We start from the raw sequence: 25,256 nt of genomic DNA, 5'->3' as shown, positions 1-25,256 counted from the left end.
GTTTAACCAAAATAATCCATTAGCCGATTTTCACTACTGCAGTCCGATTAAAATATTAAAAAATCGGCTCTTACGGCTACTGATATAAACTATATACTGTTTAATAGCTAATTATACATTGAAAAACTGAGGAGGTAATTCATGTCACGGCTACCGCGAGGCCAGGATGTACTTGCTATCGCACTCCAAGCCATTGCTTCAGCGACGACGATCGGATTGTCCAAAGGTTGGGCGTGCCGTTTGCGCAATCAGTTCATTGCGGGTGGAGCCATAGGCGATAAAGGTAAGTCCGTGCGCGGAGGGCGACACAGAGAGTACTTCCCCCCTGCCTGAGCGCGAAGCTGAACTACTCAAACCGTTCCTGGAGTCTGCCCGTATGGGCGGTATTTTGATGGTCAGCCAGATCAAGCCCCAACTCGAAATAGCGCTGGGGCGGAAGATGGCGCTGTCATCGGTGTACAAATGACTGCATCGGCACAACTGGCGCAAACTCGCACCTGACAAAAGGCATCCGCAAGGCAATCCAGTAGCCCAGGCAGACTGGAAAAAAACTCCCCCAAACACTCGCCGAAATCCGTCAGGGCTGGGCCAAAAACGAACCGATCCGACTGATGTTTCAGGATGAGGCGCGTTTTGGGCGCATCAACGACGTGCGTCGGTGTTGGGCTCCCAAGCCCGTACGACCACTATGCTAAGCGATGCTGACCCACGAGTACCCCTACGTGTACGCGGCAGTGGAGGCCAAAAGTGGAGAGCTTGATTTTTTGATCTTGCCATACGTCAATACCGACTGTATGCAGTTGTTTCTCGATGAGGTGAGCGCGCGTCACCCCAGCGACAAAATCGTAATGGTGCTCGATGGCGCCGGCTGGCACGCCAGTCGGTTACTCAAACCACCACAGAACATGAAACTGTTACCTTTGCCACCTTATGCGCCTGAGCTCAATCCCGTCGAACATGTGTGGGATGAATTGCGTGAGAAGCACTTCCATCACCGCGTCTTCGATAGTCTTGATGCACTGGAGGATCAGCTCGAAGTGGCCCTGCATACTTTCGAGAACAATGCGCCAATGGTCAAGTCCATTGTGGCTTGAGAATGGATTATTAATGCTTTTCACCTTGAATAATCTAATTTTTTTGTAATCAGGGCGTAAAAAAAATCTCCGGAGAGGGTTTTTGTTTTTGTGGTTATAGATTTTAAGCAGTCGTTAGTTCTAGCCTTTTTTCGATGCGTTCAACTTTTGCATCAAGTCTATCTGCTCAGTTGTGTAGGATGGCAATATCGGTATGAATGCTGCCTACGCTCATTTCGATGGAGCCCAAGCATATTTTGATTTCTCCGAAATCTGCTTTGATGTTTCCTATATCGCTTCTAATTGCTCGCAAGTATTCCAGTACTATGTTTTCTACGTTTTCGTTCATTGTGCTTCCTTTTAAAGTTGGTCAAGTTTAGTGTTTTTCTTTATCTCCTGCAATTTCTGCTTTTATTGGAAATATCCACTGTAAAAAGTTTAAATTAAGTTGTTTTTGTTTTTTGGTTTTTTGCGGTGTCCTGAAATTTTTCACCCAATCTTTAAATCAATCTGCTGTTTTTTTTGAGTCTGCGAGTAGTTCTAGCACAATGCCTACCTAGATTGGCCGCCCGTTTTTGATTTCCTCTCGGTGCAGACTTCGGCTCGTTTTATCTGCATCACTCCTGATTTGTCCCGCCCTGTGATATCAGCCCACAGCTTTAAAACACCACATCGAGGCGTTGAAGCGCTACGCGCCGTTTTCCAGTGTGTATGTCGCTACACGAACCTTTTAATAGTCGATGTTATGCAATGGGCCGTGGCAGTACTCAGAAACGATAAAACCGTTTCTTCCGTGCTGACCGCACCAACCCATTGCATTGCTTTAAAGCTGTGGGCTGATATCACAGGGCGGGACAAATCAGGAGTGATACAGATTCGGAGTGCTGCACAGTGAGTCAATAAAAAAAGCCGCGTAGCGACAAATGCTTTTGACGTTCGTAGTTAAAAAAATATGCTTTGCTTCTCGCTTTTAAAAAAACTGCCCACCCGGCTTGCCGCGCCCCTTATGCATAGAAACACTGGCGAGTACACTGCGTGAACGCGGACAGTGGCCGACAGCTTCTTGGAGGTTTAACCCCGCCAAAAAACATGGTCCAGGGGAAGCTGCGGACCCGTCTGTGGCGGCATCGCAAGGTGACCCCGTTTAGGAAATTGATTTAATCCGAGTCCCCCGTCTTGCGTTTTATTAATCAGGAGGTGGATCATGCCAGGAAATAGAACTAAGCCCACAGGGCTGCCCATTATTAATGAATTTGCCGCAGGTATCGACATAGGTTCTCGCTTTCACGTTGTTGCTGTTGGGTCTGACCTATGTGACGAGCCCGTACAAACATTTCAGGCGTTTACAAGCGATTTGCTGCGTATGGCAGATTGGTTAACCGAGGTTGGTATCAAGACAGTCGCGATGGAGTCGACTGGTGTTTACTGGGTGGCTGCATATGAAGTACTTGAATTACATGGCATCAATGTCATCCTAGCCAATGCGCGTGAAGCGCGCGCCGTACCCGGCAGAAAGAGTGATGTCAACGATGCGCAGTGGTTGCAACGACTTCACGCTTGCGGTTTGTTGTGTGCCAGCTTTCGCCCCGGACGAGAAATCGCAGCACTTCGGTCTTATTTGCGCTCACGCGAACGGTATTTGGATTATGCCGCTTCACATATACAGCACATGCAAAAAGCACTGACCTACATGAATTTTCAGTTACACCATGTCATAAGCGACATCACCGGTGTCACTGGTATGCAGATCATTCGTGCCATTGTTGCGGGTGAGCGAAATCCTGATGAATTGGCTGAGATGCGAGATGTTCGTTGCAAGGCCACAACTGAAACGGTACGTGCCGCACTCGTAGGCAATTATCAACCCGAACATGTCTTTGCACTCAAACAAGCACTTGCTCTCTATGATTTCTACCAGCAATGTGTGGCTGAATGCGACATGCAGATAGAGCAAGTCGTTGCTGCGCTGAACTGCAGTCGTCAAATTCCGGCAACACCGCTTCCAAAAGCACGACACCGCACCAAGCAGCCAAACGATGTGACTTCGATGTTCGCACGGCCATGTACCAGTTGGCGGGTACTGATCTGACGCAAATTCATGGTATAGGCCCTTTCCTGGCGCTGAGACTGGTTGGCGAATGTGGCACCGACCGCACACGCTGGAAGACCGCAAAGCATTTTACGTCGTGGCTGACGCTCTCACCGGGTTGCAAAATCAGCGGAGGTAAGGTGCTATCAGCACATACCCGGAAGACCAGCAATCGGCTTACGATCGCATTGCGGCTGGCGGCAGTTACCGTGGGACGCACCAACACAGCACTTGGTGCTTCTACCGACGACTAGCAGCACGTATTAGCAATGCAAAAGCTGTGACAGCGACGGCACGTAAAATTGCCATACTGTTTTACAACGCAATGCGGTTTGGTATAGATTACAAAGATCCTGATGCCGATCACTATGAGCAGCAGTACCGAGATCGTGTCATCAAGCAATTACATCGCCGAGCAGCTCAGTTTGGGTTGATCCTACAGCAACAAAATCCGGCAATAGATGAGTACTCGCCGCAGCGCGAACGAGGCGCTTGAGGATGGTGCCAAGATCGAAGCGGCGGTTAAAACGGTATTGAACCTCGGCCAGGTAACGGTCTGCGTATTTACGGAAGTCGAAAGCATGCAAGCTTCGATGGCTTTCCTGGTGAACGGGATGTGGACGAAGCAGGCTACGACCGGCTTGCCGTCCTCTGTAGTCTGCACAGCCGCAACGAAGGAGGCTTTGTTTTCGGAACCTCGACCGCGCTTACCCGGGCGCTCGCCGCCCAGGTAGGAGTCGTCAATTTCGACTCGCCCTTCGAGGACACGGGAGGATTCGCGCTCAGTCATGACTTACAGCAGCTTGAGCTTCATCAGCCAGGCGGTCTTGTAGCTCACGCCCAGATGGCGCATGAGTTCCAGCGCGGCAACCTTGTTTTTCGCTTGGGTCAGCAAGTGCATCGCCAGAAACCAGAGCGTCAGCGGCAGCTTAGTCGCTTGGAAGATCGTACCGGCAGTGACCGTCGTCTGGTAGCGGCACGCTTGGCACTGCCAGTGCTGCCTGCCGTCGTGCATGAAGGTGCTGTGACGGGTTTCTCCGCAATGCGGGCAGACAAAGCCCTCTGGCCAGCGCGACGCCAACAGCGCCGCGTGACATTGCTCCACCCTCCCGTACTGCTTCAGAAACTCAGACATCGACAGACCCTTTTGAAACTGAACTCGGTTCATTGTCATGACGCATCTCCTTCGGTAGATGTGCCTATTATTCGCCCCTCAGTGGCTCACCACATGAGCCTGTACGTAAAAAATTACACCCAACTGAGGCACGTAACTAATCAGGTTTATTTTTAAATCTGTGCAAAGTTTTTCTGCTGTTTGGTTTTCTTTTGGTGGTCGCGCCCTGTGATATCAGCCCACAGATTTAAAGCAATGCAATGGGTTGGTGCGGCCAGCACGGAAGCAATGGCTTTATCATTGCTGAGTACTGCCACGGCCCATTGCATAACATCGACGATTAACGTGTATGATTAGATTTTTTGATTATCAGGCGTAAAAAAACCCTCCGAAGAGGGTTTTTGTTTTAGATTTTAAGCTGGGCGCGCTCAATAGCCAACCGCAACACCTTGGAGAGGTTAAGGTGTTGGGATGGAGAAATCAGGAAAACATTACAGGCAGTTGAATGCTGAAGAGCGCGCGACGATAATGCTAATGAAACGAGCAGGAAGTGGACTGAGGGAAATTGGGCGATACTTGAAACGCTCGCCAAGCACTATCTCAAACGAGATAGCACGGGATTTGGGGTGTGAGTCTGGCTACGTTGCCTCCTTGGCTGGCGAACAGGCGCACCGTCTGCGAATCAAGCCCCGTAGGCCATTGAAGCTCGTGGAAGGGAATCCGTTGTTTGAAGTAGTAAAGGAACATCTCAAGAAGAAATGGTCACCTGAGCAAATTGCAGGCACACTTAAAAGTATGCACCCAGCTCAGCCCTCACAACGTGTAAGCCACGAAACGATTTACCACACGCTTTACGCCATGCCGCGTGGTGAACTGCGCCGTGAATTGATTGCCAGCTTACGCTGGAGCCGAGACAAGCGCCGTTCCAAGACCCGTGCTCCAGATGGTCGTGGGCATATAGCAGAAATGCAGAGCATCCATATTACTTTAATTAAGGAGTGTAAGAAATGCCTAAGCAAATTGTTGATATTTCCGTTCCAGACGCTGAAACTATTGCCATTGAAAATAAACTTTTCGATGAAAAAATGGCTGAACTTGAGGCCTTTTCTTTGCAAACAAAATTGCTTCTTGAAAAGTTTCACACTATGTTGTGTGGTGAATCAGTATGAAACAGGACAATGACGTTTTCAGTCAAGAATTGTCGCTTCCTAAAAAACGTGGTCGTCCAGCAACTGGCTCAAAGACCGGTGCAGAACGTCAGGCGGATAGCAGGGCAAAGCGCAAGGCGCTGACTTTTGATTCTTTCAGTGGTCAGCAGGTATCGTGGATGCTTTCGCCAGAGGCGGTTAAATCATTGAAAATTCTTGCGCTTAATTGCGACATGTCACAAAAAGAGGTTGTTGAGCGTTTGTTGTGCAATGCCTACGATCTTGCTCTTAAATCTGCCGCTGAAACAATCTAATCTTTTTCGGAACGCGATCACGCAGTGACCCCGTAGGGGCGTCGCGAATGCGTCGTCGTGGCAGTAAAAGTTAGATCAGAGAATGATTCCTGAAGCAGCGAAGCGCCCCCACTCCCTGCTAGCTGTTTTTGATTTTTTTCTTGGTTGGGAAATTTGTGAGACCATGGCCATTCTGAAATTTTTTTAGTTCATTATGAAAATCTCTCTTCGACTTTTATTCTTAATTTCTCTATTTTTTTCTTCAATTACATATGCTCAAGTGTATAAGTGTGCAATTGATGGTCGAACAATCTATAGTCATAATGAATGTTGGCAATATTCATTTGAAACGTCTGCTGACAAAAAGAGATATGAAAGTGCGGTGCGTGCTGGATTTGATGGTTTTCTTGATTCCTCATATGGTAAGCGCTTGACTTGTGCTGAGTCTATTGTTTTTAATAATACTCATGATGTTTTTAAGACTATGTCGAGTTGTTCTATCGGTATTGATGGATGTGTTGAAGGTACTTGTAGGGTTGGGGTCTGGCGGGACATTAGTCGTACCAGTCAATAATGCATTTTTATCGATATCCAGAATGGTCATCGTCTATCCGCAATCATTATTGGCATTTGCGCTATGCGCGTGGTTTTGATCTTGTCAGAATCCGTAAGCGATACCGTTATATTGCAGCCGAAAAAAAACGCCTTCGAAATGAAGGCGTTAATGCTGAGGTTTTGCGGCTTTTATGTCGGCATATGGTCAATCCTAAGAATCAAAAAGCGGAAGAGCGATTCTGGAATGCGTACTTTAAATATGTCCAATTGCCATTGTTTTGAGATATAAATAATGCGGTAATTGTTAACATAATATACATTATGCGAAGTACTAAATAACCGAAAGACAATGAAGTTTTTAAAAGTCAGTCCGAGGGGATTTTTTGCTGTGCTTTCTTTGGTCAAAAACCGTCTTTCAGGGGTTCGAGAGCGCAGCGCAAAATTCCGGCGTTCTCGGTACGGGTTCTATGTAATACCCGTACTTAGTCTACTGGAAGAGACACCACCTGCGAACACCAGTAAACACAGGGCTTCTGGCCTGCGCATTTTCAGGAAAAAACTCGAAACTGTTCCACCTTCGCTTCAAAAGCGCACCACAAGCGAGGAAACGCGCAGCGGCTTCCGGTTCCGCGTCAGGCGGAACGCTCTGAAAGTCGAAGAACTTCGACCCACGAAAAACCCCGGCTTAATTGAAACGGCTTCATCGTTTCTATTCAGCCGGAACGCTCAAGAATTCGAAGAACCCAAAAATGCACCACCAGCGAGGAAACGCGCAGCGGCTTCCGGTTCCGCGTCAGGCGGAACGCTCTCGCTGTCGGAGTACCAAGAGGCGCACCGCCAGCAAGGAAACGAAGTTTCCGGTTCCGCGTCAGGCGGAATGCTTTCGCAGTCGAAGAGCCAGAGTTACACCGCGGACATAACCAAATCTTTTTCAGAACGCGTTCACGAAGTGACCCCGGAGGGGCGCCGCGAATGCGTCGACGTGGCTGAGAAAAGTTTGGTGCGGAGTGGTTCCGAAGGCAGCGAAGCGGTTCCGATTCCTGCTAAGCCGCTTTTGATTTTCAGGTTGACCGCGGAACAGGCAGATCACCTGGCGTTCGCTGCACTTTGCCAAGTCGAGGCGCTGGAAAAATGCCGTGAGGCGAATGAGCTGGAGGTACAGGAAGCTATTCAGAGCCTGAACGAGTCTATGCGCATCTTTGCCCAAGGAGAGCCCACATGAGCCGCCGCAAAACCTCACGCCGCTGGATAGACCCGAGAGATTTTGTTGATCTGCGCAAGCAAGCCGGGCTAACACGCCGCGAAGCTGCCAAGGAACTGGACGTGACCCAGCGCACCATTCAGAACTGGGAAACAGGCGGCGCGCGCATCCCGTGGATGGCGCACCGGATGCTTCGTATTTTGCGCGGCTACGCCCTGCCCGGCATTTATTGGGAAGATTGGACGCTACAGGGTCGGGAATTACTGAGTCCTAACGGACGCGCTTTTGACGCCGCATGGCTGCTCAATATCGAACACGTGTTCGCACAAGCTCGCCTGTGGCGGCAAATGTATGCCCGTTCAGGTCTTCAGAAAACCGCTTCTACGGTGATTCCATTCCCCGACCGTCACCGAGCGCCGGTCGAGAAGCAAAGGCCGCCAGAGGCTCAACCGCAACGCATTGGAGGTAAATCATGAACCAAACAGACTCGAATGTCTTGCCGGATTTGGCTTCGCCAGCAAAGGCGGTGCGGGACGCGAAGCGCCGCGCTCTGCCTGCTGGCGAAGCCAAGTTCAAGCGGCTGCCGCGTCAATCCATGTGCATGCCGCCAGAGGGTGCCAAATCATCAATGCCCGGCTTTTCGTTGGGTTTTGGCCGCTCGTTCGTGCCCGTGTCTTCAGTGGCGAGAGATTGGGGCATCAGCCCGCGTCGGGTGCGGATGATGCTCACTGAGGGGCGGCTGGATGGTCGTCAGTTGGAAAACGGCTATTGGGAAGTTTCCTATCCATACAACTATATATTCGGCACACGTGGCCCGGCGATCAAGCGGCAAAGAGACCTACCGGAGAAGCCGAAAAAGCAGGAATGGAAACCAGAATGGTGAATATTAAAACTTTGACAAGGAGCTGGAAAAATATGAACATGCAAAAACTCGGAATAGTTTCACCTGCTGTCGGCCTCTGCTGCGACACGATAAATATCTGCAAATACAAAGAGTTAAACTTGATACGTTATACATTATGCGAAGTACTAAATAACCGAAAGACAATGAAGTTTTTAAAAGAAAGAACCAAAATGGATTTATTCGGGGAAATTTCGGTCATTAAGACAGATATTGAATTATGGCTCGATATTGTAAAAAGAAATGGAAATTGGCCGCCAGAAATTAAAGGATAATTAACGATAGAACAAATTGAGCAATTGTTATGCAAGATTTATAAAATAGCATCATCCGCATACAAGGGAATATCATGGAAAGTGAAAAAGTAGAAAATTTGGTACTGGAACAATTAAGGGCACTCAGAAATGAAATACTTGCATTTAGATCAGAGAGCCAGAGCGAATTCAGCGAAATTAAACATAGGCTAAACCGAGTTGAATCTAACCTCGCAAGTATGCGTGGGGAAAATGCTGGAACTCAGGAAGATGTATACCGACTATAAGGAGTGTCATCGACTCGATCGAATAGTTAAATTTTAAATTACTGCCAGAGCATAAAAACCGCTTCAAAAAGGAGCGGTTTTTTTAAGTGGCAGTTATTGTCGCAGGACGCATAAGGACTATTGGATTTTGTAGCCAATTAGAGTTATTAGGTTTTAGGCTAACGATACTGTTACCTTCGAATGATCCTACATGACAAGAAAAACGTGTTTGCCGAATACCTTTAACGTGAGGGGTATTGTAATTTAAACAGCCATATATAATTGGGTGAATTAACTTTAATTGATTGTTCTGCATTGCTTTTTGTATATCAGCCTGCGGAAGAAAGACCATATGGCTAACTTGCATAATTTCACTTGGAAAAATTGCTTCTGCAGGATTATCAACCCGAGCAAGAATATCATTCCAGTATTTTGTCATCTTGATGTTTACTCGATTTTGGGCGTTGCTTTCTCTGACCACGTCCACAGCATTCTCTGCTGCAAGTGTTGCTTTACGATTAAGGAAAAGCGAAAAAAGCAATGCGAACAACCCAGAAATGCTAAGTAAGAAACCTAAAAATGCCCAATATGAGGAATATTCTGTCCACTTGGCCATAGCCTCTTGAGCTGCAAGATTACGTTCAGTATTTTTATTATCCAGCGCTAATTGAATTTGGTGGAATGCATCAGACGTAGATGCAGGCTGGCTAGCGTTGTTCAATGACAGATCACCAGAATTGCACAGAACGGGACAACTAACCATAAAAAAAATGAACGTTGCATTCACGAAACGACTTTTTAACGCTTTGACTAAAATAGCATTCATTTAATATTTTCTATATCAAAAAAGGACAAGGACGCATAAATCGGCCGTTAAGACTCTTGGCAGTACCGGAAATCCATATATTACCTATTACATTATCGGCCCCATATCTTTATTTCATCAATCCCTTGCATTGCTACAGCGTCCCTCGCCTCTCCCAGCGCTTCATGAAAATTTGTAGCCCAAACCCAGAATTTTATTACTTTGATTTCCTCAATCTTTTTGGTATGCCAATACCGTTTTGCAGATCTCGCAGAATTTTCAAAGTCCTTGTGTATATATTTGGTCAAATACCCGCTTAACTTGTCAGATTTCCACGAATTACCATTACCGCCCCAGCGCTTTGAAGGTGCGCAAACGTTAACAGCGCTGTCCTTGAGAATCCATTATGGCTTGCGTTCGATTTGTGGTAACCAGCCGGGATTTATGCCCTCGCCGTCATATGCTCCACGGGAGTGTTTATTCCGCTTGTGACCGTTAAAGTCTATATCCCAGTCCTTAAAGACGCGAAAATTGGTGGTATCAACCGGTTGGGATTTCATCATGATCCTTGACGAAAAGGTTGTTATACAGGGCAATGTTCCCTTCCCCCTGAAAAAGAGCTTCCATAGGATTTTGATAGAAGAAGTTACCATAGATTTCGTAAGTATCTTTTGATCCATTTCCTTTCACAGGCCAGTGCCCCACGAGCACATTAGGCCGCGCTAATGGCCCAGTGACCGCTCTTTTCTCCTTGCTAAAAACGTTGTGGCGGATAATTGTGTTGCTCGGATTGCTGGGCATATCCGGAATATCGGGTCGCGCATTTTGATGTTTGATTTGCAAGTTGTAGCCCATCGTGTCTTTGATTAGATTGTGTTCTATCAATCCTCCTACAAATGGTGCGTTTCCGTCGGAGTTGCCGAGATAAATTCCGGTACCGGCACCCTCAATCGTATTATTTCGGATAACCCAATTCCACGCGGGACACTTTGTCGAAATACCCACAGTTTGTTGGTTATTGCCATGACCTTTAATAACGAGATTTTCAAGCGTAATGTGGTGGGCCCAGTCAGCATTTCCTTCGCATTTAACGCCATCTACAGCTATGCCCTGCCCGTCAAGTTCCAAATTACGGATAACTATGTAACTGGCGTTTATAATACTGATTGTATTGTGTCCGGGTCTTGCTGAAAAAACAGGTAATGGACCATTGGTCGGGCCCATTATGATGATGGGTTTGTCCTTATTCCCGTGCAGCTGATACACAGGCAAACCTTTTTTGTAAACGCCGGGCCGCAGTAAAAGAGTATCGCCTGGTTCCAACCGCAAAAGCAATTGACGATAATTAGCAGCGCTAGCTGTAACGATGTTGGCAGCTTGTAATATTGAACTGAGCAGGAGAAAGTGAAGAAAAACTATGTGTCGCAAGAATATACAAAACATATTTTATTTGTTGCGTAATTCAGAAATTAATATCTAGATATTACGGCGGGGTCAATGTTTGTTCTTCAATAGTTAGTTAGATGCAGATTAATCCTGTGCAATACTATTTAAAAATGTTGCACAGGATTATTAAGTTAATCACGTAATAAATTGATAAATATACTAATATGTTGTTAAGCTTGGATTAACGCCCGTATAGTCTGCGCCCACGAATACGAGCACGATGTGCACTACGCTCTTCGCTTTCAGTTAACGGTTTGGGAGCCTTGTTGGCGAATGGATTTTTGCCTGCCTTGAATTCGATTCTAAGTGGCGTGCCTTGCAATTTAAAGGCAGTGCAAAAAGTATGCTCAAGATAACGGCGGTAACTGTCCGGTATTTTGTCCAGCGCGCTGCCATGAATTACGATTAGCGGCGGATTGCTGCCACCTTGATGAGCGTAACGCATCTTGGGACGAAACAGGGAGCGCGGAGGCTGCTGTTTTTCCACTGCAGCGATAAGCACCCGTGTGAGCTGAGGCGTCGGCAGCTTGGCCATGGCGGCGGCATAAGCCTCATTCACCGATTTCAATATGGCGGGCACGCCATTACCAAGCAGTGCAGAGATGAAATGCAATTTGGCGAAACTAAGGAAATGTAGCTTACGATCAATATCGCGTTTAGTCGTATCACGTTGGTAATCGTCCAGTCCGTCCCACTTGTTTACCGCTAAGACCAGTGCCCGTCCCGCTTGCAAAACGAAATCTGCGATATGCGCATCCTGCTCGGTAATAGTCTGTTGCGCATCTACCACAAGAACGACAACGTTGGCATCTTCTACCGCCTGCAATGTTTTGATTACGGAAAATTTTTCGACTGCTTCGTCGACTTTGCCGCGGCGACGAATCCCGGCGGTGTCGATGATGGTGTATTGCTTGCCATCCCGTTCAAAATCAATATAAATGCTGTCGCGTGTGGTGCCGGGTTGGTCGAAAGCGATTACGCGTTCCTCACCTAAAATCGCATTCACCAAGGTGGATTTACCAACGTTGGGGCGGCCAACAATAGCCATCTTCGGGTGATCAGAATGATTTTCTGCACTTTCAGTCTGTAGTGGTAATTCTTCCAGTGCAAGCTCCACCATTTCACTGACATTGTCACCATGAGCCGAAGAAATTGGCAACGGCTCGCCGATTCCTAATTCGAAAAATTCATTGACAATAACAGCGCGCTGCATGCCTTCAGCCTTGTTGACCAAGAGCAACAGAGGACGCCCAGTTTTACGCAATTGCTCGGCAATAATCCTGTCCTGTGGGGTTAATCCTTGGCGCCCATCAACCAGGAATAACACCAGATCCGCTTCGTCCACTGCTTGCCGTGTTTGCTTAGCCATTTCATACAGAATACCGTCCTTGGCGACTGGCTCTAAACCACCGGTATCCACCACTAGAAATGGCCGTTCGCCAACGCGTCCGCGACCATAGTGACGGTCACGCGTTAGCCCTGGCAGATCAGCTACCAGGGCATCACGGCTACGCGTAAGGCGGTTAAATAAAGTGGATTTCCCCACATTGGGACGACCAACTAAAACTAGTGTGGGTAACATTTCAGACTTTCAATTAGAAACAAAAATTTAATGGAGAGTCACCGAATACAAACTGCCTTTTTGTGTTTGTACCAGCAGGCCGCCATCTAACTCCATCGGAGCAGTCAATATGGCGCTACCATCGGTCTTGAGTCTTGCCGCCATGCTGCCATCCTCGCGGCTCAGCGCATGCAGATAACCTTCATAATCGCCCACCGTCAGATGATCTCCGAATGCATAGGGTGCTGACGTTTGGCGCATGAATAGTTGTTCATTTTTCCAAAATGAACTTCCACTACTTTTATCCATCGCTAATATAGCGCCAGTGGTATTCGTAATATAGAGATAATTATGGAATAGAGTCATGCCTTTATCGCTGGATATGTCTCGGCTCCATAGTAAATTACCTTGTGCCAGGCCATAACATGCAATACGCCCTTGGAATGCCACTGCACAAACCTGGTCATCATCTAGCACTGGTGAGCTGGTGATGTCGCTAATGCGCTCCAGTTCAGTATTACCACGCGGTTGAGACACAACGGTTTCCCAAATGACAATGCCAGAACCCAAGCTAACTGCCACTAATTTACCAGCGGCGAATCCGCCGAATATGGTGCCACGTTCAATTGCCACGCCCGCATAGCTGCGCACAATCAGCGGAGGTACGGACTGTTCATACAACCATAGACGCTTGCCATCCGTAACGTCTAGCCCAGAAAGGCGGCCGTCAGCAGTACGCACCACCACCATGCCATCGACAATTTTTGCTATATTCAACACTTCGCTGGACACTTTCGTTTTCCAAAGTAATTTACCATCCGCCGCAAAGGCTGCCAATTGACCCTTACCACCACCGACCAGCACGAAGCCCTCACCCGCCCCTACCCCAGCAGAAATGGCAAAGCCACTGTCGACACGCCATACTTGTTTACCTGTTGCAGGATCGAATCGAAATAACTCCCCTTTGGTATTGGCGGCATAAACCGCATCACTCGTTACGGCAGGCTGAAGTATATAGTTGCCACTCCCTCCGATTTTAAGATGCCAGCGCACATTAAACGTAGCAGTCTGCTTGAATTCAACCAGCTCTGCGGGCTCATTGCCGGTCTTGTCTTTGGCAAACCAGCCAGACACGGTAGAGCAGCCTGCTAGCATTACAAGTAACAGCAACGCGGCAATGCGAATAATCATTTAGCGCCTCCAAGCGCATCCAGTTTCATTTGGATCAGATTGCGATACTTACTTTGGGCATCAGTTTTATTGAATGCAAGCTGGTAAGCGGCACGTGCTTCGTCAGCCTTACCTTGTGAATGTAGTACGTCTCCTTTGAGGTCGGCATACAAACCCATGAAAGATTCAGCATGCTTTACGTCCAGCAGCTTGAGTGCATCAGCATAATTTTTTTCATCCAGTAATACACTGGCCAATTTGAGGCGCGCTACGTTCTGTAGCCCGGTCTCGTCAGCATGTTTGATCACCCACTCTAATTGTGATTTAGCGCGCGCCACATCTTTATTCTGAAGATTAACCTGTGCCGCCAGCAGAGCTGCTCGCGGTGCGTAAGCGGTAGAGCCGTACTGGTCGATCACTGCTTGCCCGGCGTCATTGATACGCTTGGGATCGTTGCTGGCGAGCTGTTTTTCAAGTTCAGCATACAAAGTACTGGCATCCGCCATCTTTTTTTCTTTATAGAACTGCCAGCCCTGCATCGCAGCAAAACCGCCTACAGCCAAGACCAATGCTATCAACAGCCACTTGCCATTATTTTTCCACCATGCCTTAAACGCATCTACCTGCTCCTGTTCCTGCAAATCGAGTACTGCCATTTTTTCTATCCTTGTTTAATCAATTCATTAATTTTGGCTGGCAAGTCGCCAAATGCCACCTGCATTTGCTCGCCACCGCGTAACGGCTTGAGCGTGGCCAGCTTAGTACTCACCTCATTGTCGCCGAGGATAACTGCAACACATGCATTACTAGCATCTGCCTTTTTCATCTGCGACTTAAAGCTCCCCTCATTGCAATGCAACAAAACGCGTAGTCCAGAATCCCTCAATCGCTCTGCCACTAAGCTCGCTATACCTCTTGCCATTTCACCTTGATGCATCACATACACATCCAGAGGGGCCAGCGGAGGATTCATACCATCTTCCTGCAATAGTGCCAACAAACGTTCAATGCCCATGGCAAAACCGGTGGCCGGTGCAGATTTCCCACTAATTTGCTCAATCAAACCATCAAAACGACCGCCAGCACAGACAGTGCCCTGGGCGCCGAGGCGAGTGGTAATCCATTCGAATACAGTGCGATTATAATAATCCAGCCCGCGGACTAAGCGTGGATTTATCTCAAATGCCACTTCATGGCGCTGTAAAATTTTTTGAACCGCCTCAAAATGCTTAAGCGCATCTTCTTCCAGTTCCTCCATCAGATTGGGCGCGGCCATGATCAATTCTTGCATAGCCGGATTTTTGCTATCAAGGATGCGTAATGGATTAGTGTGCAAACGGCGTGTTGCATCAGCATCCAGAACACTACTGTACTGTTCGAAATAGGCTATCAACTTGGCGCGATGCCGTTGCCGTGCAGCTATATCACCCAGCGTATTGAGTTGCAATGTGATATCGCGCAGGCCCAGTTTGCGCCACAGGCGCGCGCACATCACAATCTGTTCGGCATCAATATCCGGACCAGTAAAACCCAACGCTTCCACACCAATCTGGTGAAACTGACGGTAACGTCCCTTCTGCGGACGCTCGTGGCGGAACATCGCGCCACTGTAATATAAACGCTGCGGCGCATTGTACAGCAGGCTGTGTTGCAGTGCGGCGCGCACGCAGGAAGCCGTGCCTTCCGGGCGAAGCGTGAGTTGATCGCCATTGAGACTATCCTCAAAGCTGTACATTTCTTTTTCTACAATATCGGTCACTTCGCCTATCGCACGTTTGAATAACGCTGTATGTTCCAGCAACGGCATGCGAATGTTGCGGTAACCATAACCTTCCAGCCAGTCACGCACCGTGTCCTCGAACCATAACCAAAGCCCCGCCTCTTCCGGCAAGATATCATTCATGCCGCGCACGGCTTGCAATGGAGAATTGCTGCTCATAAAACGATTAACCTTTACTTCATTCATGACTGATTAAAACAGCCGTCAAATATATAGCTAGTGGATTTCGGCCTACTACTATGTACATTTGCAATGTCGGAGCGCTGCTTTCAATTATTTGATACTTAATTTATTACATGGATCGGTATAGTTTTAGGATGGGGATGACCCGCTTCACGCCGCGCGTAGTTGCGTGCCACGTAATCATTCACGATCTGCTTGAACTCGTTGGCAATATTGTCACCACGCAAAGTAACCACTTTTTGACCATCCACATATACCGGTGCTGCAGGATGCTCGTTACTGCCCGGCAGACTGATACCAATGTTGGCCATCTTGCTTTCCCCCGGACCATTCACGATGCAACCCATTACCGCCACTGTCATTTCCTCAGCGCCGCTGTATTGCTCACGCCATACCGGCATTTGCTCACGCAAATAAGACTGAATACTTTGCGCCAATTCTTGAAAAACCGTGCTGGTGGTACGCCCGCAGCCGGGGCAAGCAATCACCATAGGCGTAAAGGAGCGCAACCCCATCGTTTGCAAAATTTCCTGTGCCACGATTACCTCTTGCGTACGGTCACCACCCGGTTCCGGGGTGAGAGAAATACGTATGGTATCCCCTATTCCTTCCTGTAGTAGCACGGCCAGCGCGGCGGTAGAGGCGACAATACCTTTTGATCCCATGCCAGCTTCGGTTAAACCCAAGTGCAGCGGATAGTCGCAGCGCAGTGCTAATTCACGGTATACCGCGATTAAACCTTGGACCTCACTCACCTTGCATGACAGCACGATTCGATCATGCGGCAAACCGAGCTTCTCGGCACGCTGAGCGCTATCCAGTGCAGACACGATGAGCGCTTCCCGCATTACTGCATCAGCCTCCTTCGGCTGGGGTGATTTAGCATTTTCATCCATCATGCGCACGATCAAATCAGCGTCCAGACTACCCCAGTTCACCCCAATACGCACCGGCTTGGAATAACGGCAGGCAGCGTCTATCATCATAGCGAATTGGTCTTCGCCCTTGCGGTTGCGACCGACATTGCCCGGGTTAATCCGGTATCCTCCCAGTGCTTGGGCACATTCTGGAAAGTCTGTTAACAGACGATGGCCGTTGTAATGAAAATCTCCCACCAAGGGTACATTACAGCCCATTTGATCGAGCAGCTCGCGAATGCGAGGCACCTGTGCGGCAGCTTCGGCGGTATTGACAGTAATGCGCACTAATTCGGAACCAGCTTGTGCAAGCTCAAAAACCTGGCGCGCGGTTCCTGCGGCATCCACGGTATCAGTATTGGTCATTGACTGTACAACGATAGGGGCACCGCCGCCTATGGCGATATTACCTACCATGACACGTTGCGTCGTACGACGCGGAATGGAATGCTGGCTCATATCTACTCCAACGTGAGGCGTGCGGTTCCGCCATTATTAAAGGGGGTAAGTTCAACAAGTTTCCCTTGATAATAGAGGCGCACCCCGCTGACATTACCAATAACCACGGAAAATGGTGGCTTGCCTTTCAGATGTTTTTCGCTGCCACTTGAATTAAGTTGTGACAGTAATATTTTGCCGTCATTGTCCGTCACTTTCGCCCAAGAATCTGCCTCAAACTTCAGCCGAATAGAAGCGGATTGCTTAGATGCGCTCTTTGATTCTGTCTGTATGATTTTAGTAGCAGTGGAGGCTTTAGGGGATACAGTGAGCGTATTAGACGGTGAGGCTGCCATCGCCATAGAAGCCGGAATAGGAAAGACAGTTGGCAATTCTATTGTTTCCATCGTAGCTTGCTGCATAATCGGTATGCCACGGTTCAACCAAAGAAAGAGTACCAATGTGATCGCGATGACAACAAGACCGGTTGATAACCAGATGATATTGATTCTGCGCGTTGCGTAGATATTTGGGAACGGCACGTCAATCGCAACGCTTGCAGTATGCAGCGAGGATTGCGCTGGCTCTGTTGGCAGTGATGCCAGCAAGGGAGCAGGATCCAATTGTAATAGCTTGGCATAACTGCGTACGAAGCGGCGCACAAAGGAAATTTCCGGTAAACGAGTGAAATTGTCCGCTTCTAGTGCCTCAATTTGGCGTGATGCAAACTTGAGACGACTTTCCACATCAGCAAGACTTAGCCCGAGTCGTTCACGTGCTTCACGCAGCGCTGTTCCCACACTGAAAGGCCGTACTTCAACGCTGCTGGAGGCATTGCCTAAAGTATTTTCCGACGAATTATCCACTATTGTTTGTATAGCATTAACTGAGTTTCACGCGCATCAGGAAAATTTTTACGTAATTGCATCCCGTAGTTATTTTCCGCAATTCTATCACCCAGCTTACGTTCAATACGCACTGCCAACCATAGGTTTTCAGCTGTCAAAGGAGATACGTTGTTTTTTTTAAAGGTCATGAAATAGGATTTTGCACCCGCATAATCGGCTTTAGTAAAGTATAAATTGGCCAAGCCTAGTAGTGCTTCTGGCATATTGGGCTGGGCCACTAGCGCTTTTTGTAAAAATTCTTCAGCATTTTTTACATTGCCAGTATTCATAGAGCATAAGCCAGCATTCAGATGAGCTTTCCCCGGAGTAGAATAAAGCGGATTCTTCAGCGCTGCCATGAAGTGTTTGATGGACTCCGGTTCCTTGCCTCGTTTACAAAGAAACCAGCCATAATTGTTATGTGCATCTGAATCTGTGCTATCTAAACGTAAGCTATGCTGAAAATCCTCATCTGCCTGCTGATCTTCATGCAAAGCCATGCGCACAAGGCCGCGCACGTTATAAGCCGGTGCGTAATCGGATTTAAAGCGCAGAGCCAAAGACACCTCTTCTAATGCCACTCCGAGTTGTCCCCGGTCGTAATATTGTGCCGCTAATTCAGTATGTATTTTAGCGCTGGCTTCTTCCCGCGAAATATGAAGCTGCGGCGTACCACTGTATCCGCCATCGGATTGCGCAACACATCCTGCCATGCTTAAAGCAAGCAGAAAAAGGCTCAATCCTCTCATGCTTGAAAATAATTTCATGTACGGATCTCTAATGATCGGTGCGTTCTTTTGGTTTTATCTTGTACTTGCCCGGCCAATTGTCCGCAGGCCGCAGCAATATCATCACCGCGCGTTTTGCGTATAGTCGTAACAATATCAGCCTGCATCAGTACGTCTCGAAACTTGGTTATAGCGTCGGCTGTGGATCGGCGGTAATGCGTCTGCGGAAAAGGATTAAACGGTATCAGATTAAATTTGCACGGCACATCACGCACCAACGCAACCAATTCATGCGCTTGTTGTACGCTGTCGTTCACATCTTCCAGCATCACATACTCGAAAGTGACAAAATCACGTGGGGCGCGTTCCAGGTAGCGCTGACATGCTGCCAGTAATATGCGTAACGGGTATTTCTGGTTGATCGGCACCAGCACATCGCGCAAGCTGTCGTTGGATGCATGCAGCGACACCGCCAGCGCGACCGGGCATTCCTCACGCAGCCTGTCCATCGCCGGTACGATGCCAGAAGTGGACAAAGTCACCCGACGTCGAGACAAGCCATAAGCATTATCATCCAGCATCAGACGCAAGGCACTTATCGTATTATCGAAATTTAGCAACGGCTCGCCCATACCCATCATCACCACATTGGTGACTGGCCACTTGCCATCAAAATCTTTGCCAATCTGACGGTTAGCCCACCACAATTGACCAATAATTTCGGCCACGCCCAAGTTACGGTTGAAACCTTGTTTACCGGTCGAACAGAATGAGCAATTAAGTGCGCAACCCGCCTGAGTAGAGATACATAGTGTGCCGCGCCCTGCCTCTGGAATAAAAACTGTTTCTACTGCATTGCCCGTACCGACGTCCAGCAACCATTTACGCGTGCCATCTGCAGAAATTTCGTCTCGCATCACCTGTGGTGCAGCCACATAAGCTTGCTGCTGCAACTTTTCGCGCAACAAAACAGCGATATCGGTCATCGCTGCAAAATCTTCTTCACCCATTTTGTGCACCCAACGCAATATCTGGCGTGCACGAAAGGGTTTTTCACCCATCGAAGCAAACCAGGTGGTCAGTCGCTGCACATCAAAGTTAAGAAGATTTTCGGACATTCATGATGACCTTGAAAAATTATGCCACCCCGCGATGGCGAGGATGACAGATACTGAATTTTTTATAAGAGCTCTTAATTAGCGCGATTAGCGCAGATTCACGTCCATCATAGCCTGAACGTTTCACAGTTTGCGTATTGATCGACTCAGGCTATTACTTGACAGACGATAACGTGAAGGAGCGGCCTAGATAAAATCTTACATAGCGAACATAAATGACTCGTAGAAAAACGGGTTAATTTATGAAACTTTCAGATCAGGAAAGAAATAAGAAATTTCCACTGCGGCAGCTTCTGACGAATCTGAGCCATGTACTGCATTGGCGTCAATACTGTCAGCGAAATCCGCGCGGATACTACCTTTGTCAGCTTTTTTCGGATCCGTGGCTCCCATTAAATCCCGATTTTTTGCAATCGCATTTTCGCCTTCCAATGCTTGCACCATCACTGGACCAGAAATCATAAAACCTACCAGATCCTTAAAGAATGGGCGCTCGCGATGTACGCCATAAAAGCTTTCTGCTTCGGTACGCGACATCTGCACCATGCGTGCTGCAATCACCTTTAATCCAGCATTTTCAAAGCGTGTGTAGATCTGACCAATAACATTCTTGGCGACGGCGTCTGGTTTAATAATTGACAAGGTACGTTCAACAGCCATGCTACTTTCTCCAATGGTGATTAACAATCAAGTTGCAGATTTTAACAGGCTTTGTAGCTTATGTCGCTTTGTCTAACCAGCATAAAAAGTCCAGTCATTAAGATTACATAGACAAACCTGATTAGTTACATGCCTCAGTTGGGTGCTATTTTTTACGTACAGGCTCATGTGGTGAGCCACTGAGGGGCGAATAATAGGCGCATCTACCGAAGGAGATGCGTCATGGCAATGAACCGAGTTCAGTTTCAAAAGGGTCTGTCGATGTCTGAGTTTCTGAAGCAGTACGGGAGGGTGGAGCAATGTCACGCGGCGCTGTTGGCGTCGCGCTGGCCAGAGGGCTTTGTCTGCCCGCATTGCGGAGAAACCCGTCACAGCACCTTCATCCACGACGGCAGGCAGCACTGGCAGTGCCAAGCGTGCCGCTACCAGACGACGGTCACTGCCGGTACGATCTTCCAAGCGACTAAGCTGCCGCTGACGCTCTGGTTTCTGGCGATGCACTTGCTGACCCAAGCGAAAAAGGCGGATTCAAGTTCGAAGTGCAACAAGTAATGCTAGGGAGACGCTGTTTAATTCAAAATTTCGCGGAATTTCGCGCGTAACCAATTTATTTTTAATTGTGTGAAATTCTGAAACGCAAGTTAATCAGTGCTTCCCTAGCTTGGTGTAGCGCACCTCTACCCCAAATAATACTTCATGCGGTGATCTGAAACCCAGCACTTTGCGTGGCCGGTGGTTGAGTCGTTCTACCGCTCGCTGCACTTGCTCCTCGGTAACGTCAGTCAACGCCATGCCCTTGGGGAAGTACTGCCGCAATAACCCATTACTGTTCTCGTTCAGACCTCGCTCCCAGGAACGGCAGGGGTGCGCGAAATAGATCGCAGTCTGTAGTTCTGCTGCGATGCGTTCATGTCCCGTAAACTCGTTGCCGTTATCGAATGTAATGGTGTGGCATTGGTCTTTATGGGGACTCAGCAAACTCGTTGTCATGGCCGTTACACCCTCGGCATGTTTACTGCGTAGGTGCCCCGCCAACACATAGCGCGACTTCCTTTCAGCCAGGGTAACCAGTCCACCTTTGTGATTCTTGCCGATGACGGTTCCCCTTCCCAATCTCCCATGCGCGTCTTTTGATCCACGATTTCCGGACGTTCATCAATGCCGACACGGTTCTTGATCATGCCTCGCCGCTCTTGCCCGCTCGCATATCGTTTGCGGCGTGGTTTCTGGCTACGTAAATGTTGGTGCAGGTCACCTCCATCAGGCTGTTGTTATCCCCAGCACGGCATCCAGCTACAAGGTATTAAGTTCTGATGCATACACCAAACACGGATTTTCAGCACACGGCATTGCTATCGACGAAGTTCACGCCCTACCCAACCGGGAGCTATGGGACGTTCTAACCACGTCAACCGGTGCGCGCCGTCAACCGCTGACCGTCGCTATTACCACAGCAGGCTATGACCGCCATAGCCTTTGTTATGAGCTGTATGGCTACGCTGTAAAGGTACAGGACGGCATTATTAAAGACGAAGCGTTTCTGCCCGTAATATATGAAGCAAAGGCGGAAGATGACTGGACCAGTCCTGCTACCTGGTACAAGGCGCATCCAAGCTTAGGGGTATCGGTTAAAGAGGATTATTTTGCCGCTGAGTGTGCCAAGGCCCAGCAACTACCAGACTATGAAAATACCTTCAAGCGTTTGCTCTTGAATATCTGGGCAGAGCAAAACACGCGATGGCTACCCATGGAAACATGGGATCAGTGTTCCGAAGAATTGCCAGACTTAACCGGACATATCTGTTATGCGGGTTTAGATTTAGCTACAACTACCGATATCGCGGCGTTTGTGCTGGCTTTTCCTATTGAAAATACTGTTCATTTACTGCCTTTTTTCTTCGTGCCTCAGGAAGGCATTAAATGGCGTTCTGAGCGTGATCGGGTATTGGGTTAGGCAAGGCGAAATTATCGCAACAGAGGGCGCTGTAATTGACTACGAAATAATCAGAAAAAAAATTAACGAGCTTTCAGAGAAATATCACATAAAAGAGATCGCAATCGATAGATGGAACGCTACACACCTATCAACTCACTGGCGACGGTTTCGAAATGACCGGATTCGGTCAAGGCTTCGCCTCAATGAGCGCACCGACAAAAGAGCTTGAGCGGCGGGTACTGGCAAAAAAAATTAATCATGCGGGTAATCCGGTATTGCGCTGGATGGCGTCGAATGTATCCATCAAACAAGACCCCGCAGGCAACATGAAACCGGACAAGTCAAAGAGCTCAGAACGGATTGATGGCATTGTCGCGGCCCTTATGGCCTTGGGACGTGTGATGGAATCTGACGATGAGCGGGGCAGCGTATATGACGGAGGCGAATTTGCCTTCATGTAATTCAATTAAGGAAAACTAAATGCTAACTCTACAAGAAGCAAAGGAACACTGCCGGATAGATGGTGATGATTTCAACGATAAGTTGGTAATGAATATAGCGGCTGCTACCGCATTTATCGAAGGTTATATCGGGATAACTTACGGGCTGGGCCAAGCGCCTGCACCTGTGAAAGCGACTTGCTGCCTGTTGGTTGCTGACCTGTTTGAAAACCTTGTTTTGCAGGCTGGGGATGCACTCTACACGAACCGGACGTTTTACTTATTACTTAATCAGTATCGGGTATTGGCGGCTTAAGGAAGAGGTGCTGAAAAAGTCCACAAAGGGAATTTTCACAACTTTATTGCTGGCTTCATTTTCTATAAGCCACTGATTTTACTATCTAATCAGTGGTAGGCGCGATTGGACTCGAACCAACGACCCCCACCATGTCAAGGTGGTGCTCTAACCAGCTGAGCTACGCGCCTACATAAAGCGTAGCATTATAATCGAATTCCAAGTCAAGCTCAAATGTTAGCCTTATCCAATGTGGTATGAGCCTGAACGAAAGCCGTATTTCCAACGAGGAATGAGTCTGAAGCGAGGAATCTGAGGTTGATTTAAAGATGTGGGTTGATCATTACCAGGATGATGATCAACATGAACGAAACACGGCTTTGTGCGATTGAACAGATCGAGCAATTTCTCAATGGCTGCACCCAGATTGAGTTCACAAAGTCTGGTGACGACAGCGAGCGCTACGAGCACATTAGCCGCGTGCTCAAGCGCTTTGACTACCCCAGACAAGGCAAGCGAGAGAAAGGTGTGCTGCTGAAGTATCTGCCAGTCACCAGCGGCTACAGCCTTGCGCAGGTCACCCGTCTGGTCACGCAGTGGTTCACAAACCGTTTAGCTGCCGTACCCCTGTCCAAACGCTATCGTGCGCCTACGGCTCCCTTTGCGCGCAAATACACGGCTATCGATATCGCACTGCTCGTCGAGAGGGACAAAGCCAATGAAGACGCGTGTGGCCCGGCAATAGCGCACCGCTTGCCGCGTGCTTACAGCGTCTATGGCGATACACGTTATGAGCGGCTATCTACGTTGTCTGTTTCGCACCTGCGCAAAAGCACGGGTTATCAAGCCTTGCGGGTGATTTTCATCAAGACCCATCCGGTGCGCAATTCCATCGGAGTACGCAAAGTGCCACGCCCCAATGGGAGGGTCGGTTCTGTGCGTATCGACACCGTCCACCAGGGCGATCTTGACGGCATCAAGGGCGTATATCACATCACCTGCGTTGACGCTGTGAGCCAGTGGCAAGTCGAGGCGTGCGTGCAGGGTATCAGCGAGGCATTTTTGTTGCCCGTACTGGAGTTAATCATCGAACAATTCCCGTTTGTGATTTTGGGCTTTCACTCGGACAACGGTTCCGAGTACATCAACGGCCCAGTGGCGAGAATCCTTGAGAAACTGCGCATCGAACAAACCAAATCGCGCTCGCGCCACAGTAACAATAACGCGCTGGCAGAGAGCAAGAATGCCAGTGTGGTGCGCATGCACATGGGCTACGAACATATCCCCCAGAAGTACGCTAAACCTATCAATGCGTTCTATCAGGAAACGTTCAATCCATGGCTCAATTTTCACCGCCCGTTCATGTTTGCGACCGAGATCATTAGCCCGAAAGGCAAAATCATAAAGCGCTATAAAGACGAGGATGTGAAAACTCCGCTGGAGTGCTGGGTGCAGTTGAAGACAAAGGGTTGGGTCACCCTCAAAAAGGGCATCACGCTGGAAGCTTTGCAGGCGCTTGCGTAGTCTAAAACAGACTTGGCTGCGGCCCAGGAAATGCAACGCGCCAGGAGTGAATTATTTGAAGGTTTTGTAAAACCAAAACGCCGGGCATAACTGATCGAAAAACGACACCGGAAAAGCACCAATTCTTGAGACTGGAATCATAAAAAATAAACTCAAAACCGATTAGCAAAAATCCATTAAACTTTATTTTTAACCCGACCAACCCGCACCATCAAATCATTAAGTCCGTAACTGCTTCAGGCTCATACCTGAGTTGGAAAATACTATGTTGGACCCAAAGTGAACAGCAAGCTACGCCTACGTCATGGAACATTCGCCAGCTTTCAAAAATTAGAGGCTGTCATTGGTAAATATATGGATGTTTGCTTTTGTAACAACTCTCAGCCGCTACGCAAATCCGTCGCAATGATTTGAAAAAAGAGAAATCAAAAACGGACAGTTTATATGCTGCAAGACTGGGTAAATCTATTTAAT

At 48.3% G+C, this 25,256-nt stretch carries 28 protein-coding genes, 1 tRNA gene and 3 pseudogenes; 17 read left to right on the top strand and 15 right to left on the bottom strand.

The window, feature by feature from the left end; translation table 11 throughout:
* The first annotated feature begins 141 nt into the window (after positions 1-141).
* From W01_RS02860 to W01_RS13835, 5 genes are all read left to right on the top strand, one after another.
* A complete protein-coding gene (locus tag W01_RS02860; RefSeq protein ID WP_173052110.1) occupies positions 142-333 on the top strand; it encodes a hypothetical protein in 192 nt (63 codons plus the stop codon).
* Positions 334-466: 133 nt separating this feature from the next.
* Positions 467-625: a winged helix-turn-helix domain-containing protein gene (locus W01_RS14635; protein WP_173055684.1), complete on the top strand. Its 159-nt coding sequence runs from the start codon at positions 467-469 to the stop codon at positions 623-625.
* Between the two features lie 73 nt (positions 626-698).
* A complete protein-coding gene (locus W01_RS02850; RefSeq protein ID WP_173052109.1) occupies positions 699-1,094 on the top strand; it encodes an IS630 family transposase in 396 nt (131 codons plus the stop codon).
* Between the two features lie 1,183 nt (positions 1,095-2,277).
* Entirely contained in the window at positions 2,278-3,162 is an 885-nt protein-coding gene (locus W01_RS13840) for an IS110 family transposase (protein ID WP_198421261.1), read from the top strand.
* Positions 3,135-3,416, top strand: a complete 282-nt coding sequence (locus W01_RS13835) for a transposase (RefSeq protein WP_198421329.1) — start codon at positions 3,135-3,137, stop codon at positions 3,414-3,416. The genes W01_RS13840 and W01_RS13835 overlap by 28 nt, the downstream gene beginning before the upstream one ends.
* Before the next feature lie 141 nt (positions 3,417-3,557).
* Here W01_RS13835 and W01_RS02840 read toward each other — a convergent pair.
* Positions 3,558-4,336, bottom strand: a pseudogene (locus W01_RS02840) (IS1595 family transposase).
* A gap of 113 nt (positions 4,337-4,449) precedes the next feature.
* Positions 4,450-4,593, bottom strand: coding sequence for a hypothetical protein (locus W01_RS02835; RefSeq protein ID WP_173052108.1), 144 nt, complete (start codon positions 4,591-4,593; stop codon positions 4,450-4,452).
* A gap of 154 nt (positions 4,594-4,747) precedes the next feature.
* Between W01_RS02835 and W01_RS02830 the strand changes: the two genes are divergently transcribed.
* From W01_RS02830 to W01_RS02800, 7 genes are all read left to right on the top strand, one after another.
* On the top strand, positions 4,748-5,458 hold the full coding sequence (locus W01_RS02830) for a helix-turn-helix domain-containing protein (protein WP_173052107.1): 711 nt from the start codon (positions 4,748-4,750) through the stop codon (positions 5,456-5,458).
* On the top strand, positions 5,442-5,738 hold the full coding sequence (locus W01_RS02825; protein ID WP_173052106.1) for a hypothetical protein: 297 nt from the start codon (positions 5,442-5,444) through the stop codon (positions 5,736-5,738). The genes W01_RS02830 and W01_RS02825 overlap by 17 nt, the downstream gene beginning before the upstream one ends.
* 883 nt (positions 5,739-6,621) lie before the next feature.
* Positions 6,622-7,494 carry a hypothetical protein gene (locus tag W01_RS02820; RefSeq protein ID WP_173052105.1) on the top strand — a complete coding sequence of 291 codons (873 nt, stop codon included), beginning with the start codon at positions 6,622-6,624 and terminating at the stop codon, positions 7,492-7,494.
* A complete protein-coding gene (locus tag W01_RS02815) occupies positions 7,491-7,949 on the top strand; it encodes a VC1465 family Xer recombination activation factor (RefSeq protein WP_173052104.1) in 459 nt (152 codons plus the stop codon). Before W01_RS02820 ends, W01_RS02815 begins: the two co-directional genes overlap by 4 nt.
* Entirely contained in the window at positions 7,946-8,356 is a 411-nt protein-coding gene (locus W01_RS02810; RefSeq protein WP_173052103.1) for a hypothetical protein, read from the top strand. Before W01_RS02815 ends, W01_RS02810 begins: the two co-directional genes overlap by 4 nt.
* Before the next feature lie 38 nt (positions 8,357-8,394).
* Entirely contained in the window at positions 8,395-8,649 is a 255-nt protein-coding gene (locus W01_RS02805; protein ID WP_173052102.1) for a hypothetical protein, read from the top strand.
* 74 nt (positions 8,650-8,723) lie between these two features.
* Positions 8,724-8,915 carry a hypothetical protein gene (locus W01_RS02800; protein WP_173052101.1) on the top strand — a complete coding sequence of 64 codons (192 nt, stop codon included), beginning with the start codon at positions 8,724-8,726 and terminating at the stop codon, positions 8,913-8,915.
* Positions 8,916-8,997: 82 nt separating this feature from the next.
* Here the strand turns inward: W01_RS02800 and W01_RS02795 are convergent, their stop codons facing one another.
* From W01_RS02795 to ndk, 11 genes are all read right to left on the bottom strand, one after another.
* Positions 8,998-9,720, bottom strand: coding sequence for a hypothetical protein (locus tag W01_RS02795; protein ID WP_173052100.1), 723 nt, complete (start codon positions 9,718-9,720; stop codon positions 8,998-9,000).
* 519 nt (positions 9,721-10,239) lie between these two features.
* Positions 10,240-11,127 carry a hypothetical protein gene (locus tag W01_RS02790; RefSeq protein ID WP_173052099.1) on the bottom strand — a complete coding sequence of 296 codons (888 nt, stop codon included), beginning with the start codon at positions 11,125-11,127 and terminating at the stop codon, positions 10,240-10,242.
* A gap of 199 nt (positions 11,128-11,326) precedes the next feature.
* Positions 11,327-12,727, bottom strand: a complete 1,401-nt coding sequence (gene der / locus W01_RS02785) for a ribosome biogenesis GTPase Der (RefSeq protein WP_173052098.1) — start codon at positions 12,725-12,727, stop codon at positions 11,327-11,329.
* A gap of 27 nt (positions 12,728-12,754) precedes the next feature.
* On the bottom strand, positions 12,755-13,897 hold the full coding sequence (bamB, locus tag W01_RS02780) for an outer membrane protein assembly factor BamB (protein WP_173052097.1): 1,143 nt from the start codon (positions 13,895-13,897) through the stop codon (positions 12,755-12,757).
* The gene (locus W01_RS02775; protein WP_173052096.1) at positions 13,894-14,532 is read right to left on the bottom strand and encodes a YfgM family protein; all 639 of its coding nucleotides are present in this window, start codon (positions 14,530-14,532) and stop codon (positions 13,894-13,896) included. Before W01_RS02775 ends, bamB begins: the two co-directional genes overlap by 4 nt.
* 5 nt (positions 14,533-14,537) lie before the next feature.
* Positions 14,538-15,815 (bottom strand): histidine--tRNA ligase, encoded by a 1,278-nt coding sequence (gene hisS, locus W01_RS02770; protein ID WP_173052095.1) that lies wholly within the window; start codon positions 15,813-15,815, stop codon positions 14,538-14,540.
* A 125-nt stretch (positions 15,816-15,940) separates the two neighbouring features.
* Positions 15,941-17,215, bottom strand: coding sequence for a flavodoxin-dependent (E)-4-hydroxy-3-methylbut-2-enyl-diphosphate synthase (gene ispG / locus W01_RS02765; RefSeq protein WP_173052094.1), 1,275 nt, complete (start codon positions 17,213-17,215; stop codon positions 15,941-15,943).
* A gap of 2 nt (positions 17,216-17,217) precedes the next feature.
* Positions 17,218-18,060 (bottom strand): helix-turn-helix domain-containing protein, encoded by an 843-nt coding sequence (locus tag W01_RS02760; RefSeq protein ID WP_173052093.1) that lies wholly within the window; start codon positions 18,058-18,060, stop codon positions 17,218-17,220.
* A complete protein-coding gene (gene pilW / locus W01_RS02755; RefSeq protein WP_242007020.1) occupies positions 18,060-18,848 on the bottom strand; it encodes a type IV pilus biogenesis/stability protein PilW in 789 nt (262 codons plus the stop codon). The genes W01_RS02760 and pilW overlap by 1 nt, the downstream gene beginning before the upstream one ends.
* Positions 18,845-19,927 carry a 23S rRNA (adenine(2503)-C(2))-methyltransferase RlmN gene (rlmN, locus tag W01_RS02750; RefSeq protein WP_173052092.1) on the bottom strand — a complete coding sequence of 361 codons (1,083 nt, stop codon included), beginning with the start codon at positions 19,925-19,927 and terminating at the stop codon, positions 18,845-18,847. The genes pilW and rlmN overlap by 4 nt, the downstream gene beginning before the upstream one ends.
* Positions 19,928-20,167: 240 nt before the next feature.
* The gene (gene ndk / locus W01_RS02745) at positions 20,168-20,587 is read right to left on the bottom strand and encodes a nucleoside-diphosphate kinase (RefSeq protein WP_173052091.1); all 420 of its coding nucleotides are present in this window, start codon (positions 20,585-20,587) and stop codon (positions 20,168-20,170) included.
* Between the two features lie 222 nt (positions 20,588-20,809).
* On the opposite strand from ndk, the pseudogene W01_RS02740 reads away from it, so the two are divergent.
* Positions 20,810-21,106: pseudogene (locus W01_RS02740) on the top strand (transposase); the annotation flags it as partial.
* Positions 21,107-21,232: 126 nt separating this feature from the next.
* Here W01_RS02740 and W01_RS02735 read toward each other — a convergent pair.
* Positions 21,233-21,849, bottom strand: a pseudogene (locus tag W01_RS02735) (IS30 family transposase); the annotation flags it as partial.
* Here W01_RS02735 and W01_RS13830 point away from each other — a divergent pair.
* The 3 genes from W01_RS13830 (at position 21,807) to W01_RS02725 (ending at position 23,279) form a co-directional block, all read left to right on the top strand.
* Entirely contained in the window at positions 21,807-22,541 is a 735-nt protein-coding gene (locus W01_RS13830; RefSeq protein ID WP_198421328.1) for a terminase TerL endonuclease subunit, read from the top strand. The pseudogene W01_RS02735 and the gene W01_RS13830 overlap by 43 nt on opposite strands.
* Before the next feature lie 155 nt (positions 22,542-22,696).
* On the top strand, positions 22,697-22,984 hold the full coding sequence (locus W01_RS13825) for a terminase TerL endonuclease subunit (protein ID WP_256380119.1): 288 nt from the start codon (positions 22,697-22,699) through the stop codon (positions 22,982-22,984).
* 19 nt (positions 22,985-23,003) lie between these two features.
* A complete protein-coding gene (locus W01_RS02725; protein ID WP_173052089.1) occupies positions 23,004-23,279 on the top strand; it encodes a head-tail connector protein in 276 nt (91 codons plus the stop codon).
* Between the two features lie 93 nt (positions 23,280-23,372).
* Here W01_RS02725 and W01_RS02720 read toward each other — a convergent pair.
* A tRNA-Val gene (locus W01_RS02720) sits at positions 23,373-23,449 on the bottom strand.
* A gap of 172 nt (positions 23,450-23,621) precedes the next feature.
* Between W01_RS02720 and W01_RS02715 the strand changes: the two genes are divergently transcribed.
* Entirely contained in the window at positions 23,622-24,782 is a 1,161-nt protein-coding gene (locus W01_RS02715; protein ID WP_198421326.1) for a DDE-type integrase/transposase/recombinase, read from the top strand.
* Positions 24,783-25,256 lie beyond the last annotated feature (474 nt).

Source organism: Candidatus Nitrotoga sp. AM1P (assembly GCF_013168275.1).
Classification (GTDB): domain Bacteria; phylum Pseudomonadota; class Gammaproteobacteria; order Burkholderiales; family Gallionellaceae; genus Nitrotoga.
The sequence above is the reverse complement of the archived record's forward strand: the minus strand, read 5'-3'. Positions and strand labels throughout refer to the sequence as shown.

Coding starts and splice junctions, on each gene's coding strand:
- W01_RS02795 (WP_173052100.1), bottom strand. CDS start 9,720: ATGAATGCTATTTTAGTCAAAGCGTTAAAAAGTCGTTTCGTGAATGCA.
- hisS (WP_173052095.1), bottom strand. CDS start 15,815: ATGAGCAGCAATTCTCCATTGCAAGCCGTGCGCGGCATGAATGATATC.
- pilW (WP_242007020.1), bottom strand. CDS start 18,848: ATGAAATTATTTTCAAGCATGAGAGGATTGAGCCTTTTTCTGCTTGCT.
- W01_RS13825 (WP_256380119.1), top strand. CDS start 22,697: ATGACCGGATTCGGTCAAGGCTTCGCCTCAATGAGCGCACCGACAAAA.
- W01_RS02825 (WP_173052106.1), top strand. CDS start 5,442: ATGAAACAGGACAATGACGTTTTCAGTCAAGAATTGTCGCTTCCTAAA.
- W01_RS02810 (WP_173052103.1), top strand. CDS start 7,946: ATGAACCAAACAGACTCGAATGTCTTGCCGGATTTGGCTTCGCCAGCA.
- W01_RS02775 (WP_173052096.1), bottom strand. CDS start 14,532: ATGGCAGTACTCGATTTGCAGGAACAGGAGCAGGTAGATGCGTTTAAG.
- W01_RS02725 (WP_173052089.1), top strand. CDS start 23,004: ATGCTAACTCTACAAGAAGCAAAGGAACACTGCCGGATAGATGGTGAT.
- der (WP_173052098.1), bottom strand. CDS start 12,727: ATGTTACCCACACTAGTTTTAGTTGGTCGTCCCAATGTGGGGAAATCC.
- ispG (WP_173052094.1), bottom strand. CDS start 17,215: ATGAGCCAGCATTCCATTCCGCGTCGTACGACGCAACGTGTCATGGTA.
- W01_RS02850 (WP_173052109.1), top strand. CDS start 699: ATGCTGACCCACGAGTACCCCTACGTGTACGCGGCAGTGGAGGCCAAA.
- W01_RS02830 (WP_173052107.1), top strand. CDS start 4,748: ATGGAGAAATCAGGAAAACATTACAGGCAGTTGAATGCTGAAGAGCGC.
- W01_RS02805 (WP_173052102.1), top strand. CDS start 8,395: ATGCAAAAACTCGGAATAGTTTCACCTGCTGTCGGCCTCTGCTGCGAC.
- W01_RS02860 (WP_173052110.1), top strand. CDS start 142: ATGTCACGGCTACCGCGAGGCCAGGATGTACTTGCTATCGCACTCCAA.
- bamB (WP_173052097.1), bottom strand. CDS start 13,897: ATGATTATTCGCATTGCCGCGTTGCTGTTACTTGTAATGCTAGCAGGC.
- ndk (WP_173052091.1), bottom strand. CDS start 20,587: ATGGCTGTTGAACGTACCTTGTCAATTATTAAACCAGACGCCGTCGCC.
- W01_RS13840 (WP_198421261.1), top strand. CDS start 2,278: ATGCCAGGAAATAGAACTAAGCCCACAGGGCTGCCCATTATTAATGAA.
- W01_RS02800 (WP_173052101.1), top strand. CDS start 8,724: ATGGAAAGTGAAAAAGTAGAAAATTTGGTACTGGAACAATTAAGGGCA.
- rlmN (WP_173052092.1), bottom strand. CDS start 19,927: ATGTCCGAAAATCTTCTTAACTTTGATGTGCAGCGACTGACCACCTGG.
- W01_RS02715 (WP_198421326.1), top strand. CDS start 23,622: ATGAACGAAACACGGCTTTGTGCGATTGAACAGATCGAGCAATTTCTC.
- W01_RS13835 (WP_198421329.1), top strand. CDS start 3,135: ATGTACCAGTTGGCGGGTACTGATCTGACGCAAATTCATGGTATAGGC.
- W01_RS02815 (WP_173052104.1), top strand. CDS start 7,491: ATGAGCCGCCGCAAAACCTCACGCCGCTGGATAGACCCGAGAGATTTT.
- W01_RS02820 (WP_173052105.1), top strand. CDS start 6,622: ATGAAGTTTTTAAAAGTCAGTCCGAGGGGATTTTTTGCTGTGCTTTCT.